General features: G+C 73.1%; 2 protein-coding genes. Both read right to left on the bottom strand.

What is annotated here, in order from left to right; all coding sequences use genetic code 11:
* On the bottom strand, positions 1–2,023 hold a 2,023-nt coding region (locus HET64_RS35360; RefSeq protein WP_215111338.1), incomplete at its 3' end, for a type I polyketide synthase.
* Positions 2,024–2,075: 52 nt separating this feature from the next.
* Positions 2,076–5,918, bottom strand: a complete 3,843-nt coding sequence (locus tag HET64_RS39740; RefSeq protein ID WP_308370424.1) for an SDR family NAD(P)-dependent oxidoreductase — start codon at positions 5,916–5,918, stop codon at positions 2,076–2,078.
* Positions 5,919–6,040: the final 122 nt, after the last annotated feature.

Raw genomic sequence — 6,040 nt, 5'->3', positions numbered from 1 at the left:
CCCGGGCACCGTCCTCCACACTCAAACGCCCCGCAACCACAGCAGCCGCGATCTCCCCCTGCGAATGACCCACCACCGCATCAGGCACAACCCCCGCCGCCCGCCAGACCTCCGCCAAGGACACCATCACCGCCCACAACACCGGCTGAACCACATCCACCCGACCCAACCACCCCCGCTCCTCACCCGACAGAACCGCCGACAGCGACCAGTCCACCCACGGATCCAGAGCCCGCTCACACGCCCCGATCGCCTCCGCGAACACGGCATCACACCCCAGCAACTCCCGCCCCATCCGCTCCCACTGACCACCCTGACCGGGGAAGACGAAGACCGTGCGGGAGTCGGCGGCCGCCGACAGCGGCTGCCCGTCGGCGGTCAGCGCGTCCAGCCCCTTCAGCAGTTCGTCCACGTCCGACCCCACGACCACGGCCCGCTGCTCCAGGGCGGCCCGGCCGGCCAGCCCGGCCGCCACTCCCGCGAGCCACTCGCGGTCGACCGTCCCCACGGCCCGCCGATCCCGTACGAAGTCGGCGAGCCGGGCCGCCTGGGCGCGCAGTCCCGCATCCCCGCGCCCCGACAGCACCCATGTCACCGGACCCGACGCCTCCACCGGCGCGGCGGCCTTCGGCTCGACGGCGGGCGGCTCCTCCAGGATCACGTGCGCGTTGGTACCGCTGACGCCGAACGAGGACACCCCCGCCCGGCGCGGATGCCCGTCACCCGGCCACCGCACCGCCTCCGTCAGAAGCCGTACCTCACCCGCCGACCAGTCCACGTGCGGCGAGGGCTCGTCCACGTGCAACGTCGCCGGCAACTCACCATGGCGCATCGCCATCACCATCTTGATCACACCGGCCACACCGGCGGCCGCCTGCGTGTGCCCGATGTTCGACTTCACCGAACCCAGCCACAACGGCTGTCCTTCCGGGCGTCCTTGGCCGTATGTGTCGAGGAGTGCCTGTGCCTCGATGGGGTCGCCGAGTGTGGTGCCGGTGCCGTGTGCCTCCACCACGTCCACCTGTGCGCCGGCGACCCGGGCGTTGCGCAGGGCCTGTCGGATGACCCGTTGCTGCGAGGGTCCGTTCGGTGCCGTCAGGCCGTTGGAGGCGCCGTCCTGGTTCACCGCGGAGCCCCGCAGCACGCCGAGCACCCGGTGACCGCTCGCGAGGGCGTCGGACAGCCGTTCCAGGAGGAGCAGTCCGACGCCCTCGCCCCAGCCTGTGCCGTCCGCCGCGGCCGCGAACGGCTTGCACAGCCCGTCCGGCGACAGACCGCGCTGCCTGCTGAACTCCACGAACGTGCCCGGGCTGGACATGACGGTGGCACCGCCCGCCACCGCGAGTTCGCTCTCGCCCGACCTCAGTGCCTGCGCGGCCAGATGCATGGCGACCAGCGACGACGAGCACGCCGTGTCGATCGTGACGGCCGGCCCCTCCAGGCCGAGCGTGTACGCGATCCGTCCGGAGGCCACAGCCGCCGCGCTGCCCGTCAGCAGGTACCCCTCCACCCCCGAGGGCGCCTCGGCCAGGGTGATCCCGTAGCCGGAGGTGGAGGTGCCGATGTACGTGCCGACCGGCCGGCCGGTCACCGAGGTCGGGTCGATGCCGGCGGCCTCGAACACCTCCCACGACAGTTCGAGCAGCAGCCGCTGCTGCGGGTCCATGGCCAGTGCCTCGCGCGGGCTGATCCCGAAGAACTCCGCGTCGAAGCCGCCCGCATCGGCGAGGAACCCGCCCGCGCGGGCGTACGAGGTGCCGGTCCGCTCGGGGTCCGGGTCGTAGAGGCCGTCCACGTCCCAGCCGCGGTCGCGGGGGAACGGGCTGATCGCGTCCCGTTCCCCGGCGACCAGCTCCCACAGCCCTTCGGGGGACTCCACTCCGCCGGGGAATCGGCAGCTCATCCCGATGATGGCGATCGGCTCGGCGTCGGCGGACCGGGCCTCCTCCAGCCGCCTACGGGTCTGCCGCAGGTCGGCCGTGACCTTGTTCAGGTAGTCCCGCAGCTTCTGGTTGTCTGACATCCGGACCTAACTCCTCATGTGCGGGCGGCTGGCGGGCGGGCGAAAGCGCAGGTCACGGCCTGCCGAGTTCCTCGTCTATCAGGGCGAACATCTCGTCGTCGGTGGCGGCGGCCAGATCTTCGTCATCCTCCTCGGTGACCGGCTGCCCGCCCTCGGCCCTGTCCCGCCAGGTCCAGAGGATCTCCTCCAGGCGGGCAGTGATCTCGTCGCGCAGGTCGCCGGAGTCCGGGGCCTGCGTCAGAGCGGCCTCCAGGCGGGCGAGGTCGGCGATGATCGGGGGTTCCCCCGTCCCGTCGTCCGGCCGGAGCGCCTCCCACAGGTGGTCGGCGAGCGCGCCGGGCGTGGGAAAGTCGAACACCACGGTCGCGCGCAGGGTCACCCCGGTCGCGGCGCCGAGCCGGTTGCGTACCTCGACGCCGGTGAGCGAGTCGAACCCCAGCTCCTTGAAGGGCTTGCGGGCGCCGATGGCGTCCGCGGACTCGTGCCCGAGGGCGGCCGCGGACTGCTCCCGCACCAGGGTCAGCAGCATCCGCCGCTGCTCCTCCACCGACAGTTCGCGGAGCCTTTCGGCCAGCGGTACGGACGGTGCGCCGGCCCCGCCGCCGCGCGTGGCGTTGCGGGCCGGCAGGGAGGGTCCGCCCAGGTGGGCAAGGAGCGGATGCGTGTGCCGGTGCCCCGGTGCGAGCAGCACCGGGACGGCGTGCGCGCGTCCGCAGCGGTCCCGCGCCCCGTCCAGCAGGCGCAGCCCGTGCTCATCGCCGAGCGGCAGCATCCCGGACCGGGCCACCCGGGCCAGGTCGGCGTCGGCGAGGTGTCCGCTGATGGCGCTGCGCCGGGCCCACAGTCCCCAGGACAGGGACTGCGCCGCGAGGCCCTGGGCCCTGCGGTGCTCGGCCAGGGCGTCGAGGAAGGTGTTCGCCGCGGCGTAGTTGGCCTGGCCCGGGGAGCCGAGCACTCCGGAGGCGGACGAGAACAGGGTGAACATCGCCAGGTCCGCGTCCCGGGTCAGCTCGTGCAGGTGCCAGGCCGCGTCGGCCTTGGCGGCCATGACCCGCTCGACCCGGCCGGGCGTGAGCGAGCCGAGGACCCCGTCGTCGGCGATGCCCGCCGCGTGCACGACTCCGGTGAGCGGGTGGTCCGTGCCGACCTGTGCGAGGACGTCCACGGCCTCTTCACGGTGCGCCAGATCGGCTGCCACGACGCGGACGTCGGCACCGGACTTCCGCAGCCGCCGCGCGAGTTCCTGGGCACCGGGTGCCTGTGGCCCGCGCCGGCCGACGAGCAGAAGGTGCCGCACGCCGTGCGTGGTGACCATGTGCTCGGCGACCAGCGCGCCCAGTGTTCCGGTGCCGCCGGTGATCAGGACGGTTCCGTCGAGGTCGAGCGGCGCGGGTACGTTGAGGACGACCTTGCCGGTGTGCCGGGCCAACCGCACGTGCCCGAACGCGGCCGGGGCCCTTCGTACGTCCCACGAGGTCAGCGGGAGAAGCCGCAGGGCGCCGTCCCGGAACAGCGTGAGCAGCTCCGTCAGCATCTCCCCGATCCGGGTGGGTTCCGGTTCGGTGAGGTCGAAGGTGCGGTACCGGACTCCGGACGGCAGCGAGGCCGCCTCCCGCACATCGGTCTTGCCCATCTCCACGAACCGGCCCCCACGCGGCAGCAGTTCGAGCGACGCGTCCACGAACTCACCCGCGAGCGAGTTCAGCACCACGTCGACGCCGGCACCACCGGTCACATCGAGGAACGCGTCACGGAAACCCAGATCACGGGAGGACGCGATATGGTCCTCCGCCACCCCCAGCCCCCGCAACGCCCCCCACTTCGAAGGATGCGCCGTCGCGAAGACCTCAGCGCCCAGATACCGCGCCAACTGGACGGCCGCCATCCCGACACCACCCGCACCCGCGTGAACCAGCACCCGCTCACCCGCACCCAGACCCGCGAGATCCCCGAGGGCGTAGTACGCCGTCAGGAAGACGATGGGCACGGAGGCCGACTCCTGGAACGTCCAGTCCTCGGGCATGCGGACGACCGTGCGGGCGTCCGCCGTCGTCGTATCGGCGAACGAGTCCGGCATCAGCCCCATCACCCGGTCCCCGGCCGCCAATCCCGCGACGCCCGGGCCCACTTCGGTGACCACGCCCGCGCCCTCGCCGCCGATCGACGCGGCGCCGGGGTACATGCCGAGCGAGATGAGCACGTCACGGAAGTTGAGCCCGGCCGCGCGCACCGCCACGCGGACCAGACCCTCGCCGAGCGGTTCGTCGGCGTTCGAGGGCCGGGGCACCAGGGCGAGCTCCGCCGACGTGCCTCCCGAGCCCGCCGTGAGGAGCCAGGGGCCCTGCGGTGGGGCGGTCAGGTCCCCGCCGTCACCGACCGCTTCCAGGCGCGGTGTCGACAGCGTCCCGCTCCGCCGGACGAGCTGGGGCAGTGGGGCCGCGGCGAGGGCGGACAGCAGGGCGGGCCACTCGTCGTCGCCCACCTCGGTGTCGTCGTCCAGCAGGACCAGCCGGTCCGGGTGTTCCGACTGTGCCGAGCGCACCAGCCCCCAGACGCCCGCGGCGGACACGTCGACGCCACGGTCGCTCTCGTCGGCCGCGACCGCGCCCCGGGTCAGGACGACCAGTCTCCGCCCGGCCATCTCGGGTGCGGCGAGGAAGGCCTGCACCTGGCCGAGCACCCACACGGTCAGGGCGCGCGCACGCTCCGGGACGGTCCCCTCCTCGGGGGCGCGGCAGGGCAGCACCACCCAGTGCGGCTCGGCCGTTCCGGCGCGCACCTCCGCGGCGGCCGCCGCGATGTCCGGGACGGCATGCACGTGACCGCCGCCCGGCTGCGCGTCGGCCGGGGTTCCTGCCGATTCTGCTTCCAGGGCCTCTTCCGGGGCCCGTTCCGGGAGCGGTGTCCACCGCAGGTGCAACACGTCCCCGTCGGATGCACCGGGCGCGGCGAGGTCGGCATGGCTGACCGGCCGGAACACCAGCGAGTCGATGGACACCACGGGGTTCCCGGCAGTGTCGACGGCCTCCAGTGCGACCCCGGCGGGCTCCTGGCGGCGCAGCCGTACGCGCAGCGTCGAGGCACCGGGCCGGTGCACCCGTACGCCGGTGAACGCGAAGGGCAGACCGGCTTCGCCGGGCCCGGTGCCGGAGGCGGCGGCGAGGGCGTGCAGCGCGGCGTCGAGCAGGGCCGGATGCAGGACGAAGCCGGCCGGGTCGTCCGCCAGGACGACCTCGGCGTAGACGTCCTCGCCGTCCTGCCAGACCTGCTTCAGCCCCCGGAACACGGGCCCGTAGTCGAATCCTGCGTCCGACAGTCCGGCGTAGACGTCCTCGCCCGAGATCCCGGCAGCGGCCCGGGGCCAATCCCGGTCGGTACCGGGGGTATCGGTCGCCTCGGTAAGGGTGCCGGCGCCGTGCCGGGTCCAGTCACCGGCTTCCGTGTCCGGGCGGGAGTAGATCGTGACGGTCCGCTGTCCGTGTTCGTCGGGGACGTCGACGACGACCTGGACCACCACGCCCGGCCCGTTCTCGGCCAGCACCAGCGGTGCCTGGAGGGTCAATTCACCCACCTGAGGGCATCCCACCCGCCGACCCGCGTGCGCCATGAAGTCGACGAACGCGGTCCCCGGAAGCAGGACGGTTCCGGATACGGCGTGGTCGGCAAGCCAGGGTTGCGTGGACACAGACAGCCGGCCCGTGAACACCGCACCACCGTCGGCGACCGTCACCTGTGCCCCGAGCAGACGATGGTCGGCGCCGGACAGCCCCACGCCCGGCAGCGAGCCGGCGGACACTCCGACGGAGCCGCCCGGCCAATAGCGGCGGCGCTGGAAGGCGTACGTCGGCACCTCCACCGGCGGTCGCGTACGGGAAACCCACTGGTCCCAGGCCACATCAACCCCATGGACATGGAGCCGGGACAGACCCGTCAGCAGACTCGTCGCCTGGTCACGGTCACGCCGCAGGAAACTCGCGACAACCTCACCATCACCCACGTCCAGCGCCGCGGACAGAG

The sequence above is a fragment of the Streptomyces sp. McG3 genome, assembly GCF_018619185.1.
Classification (GTDB): Bacteria; Actinomycetota; Actinomycetes; order Streptomycetales; family Streptomycetaceae; genus Streptomyces.
The sequence above is the reverse complement of the archived record's forward strand: the minus strand, read 5'-3'. Positions and strand labels throughout refer to the sequence as shown.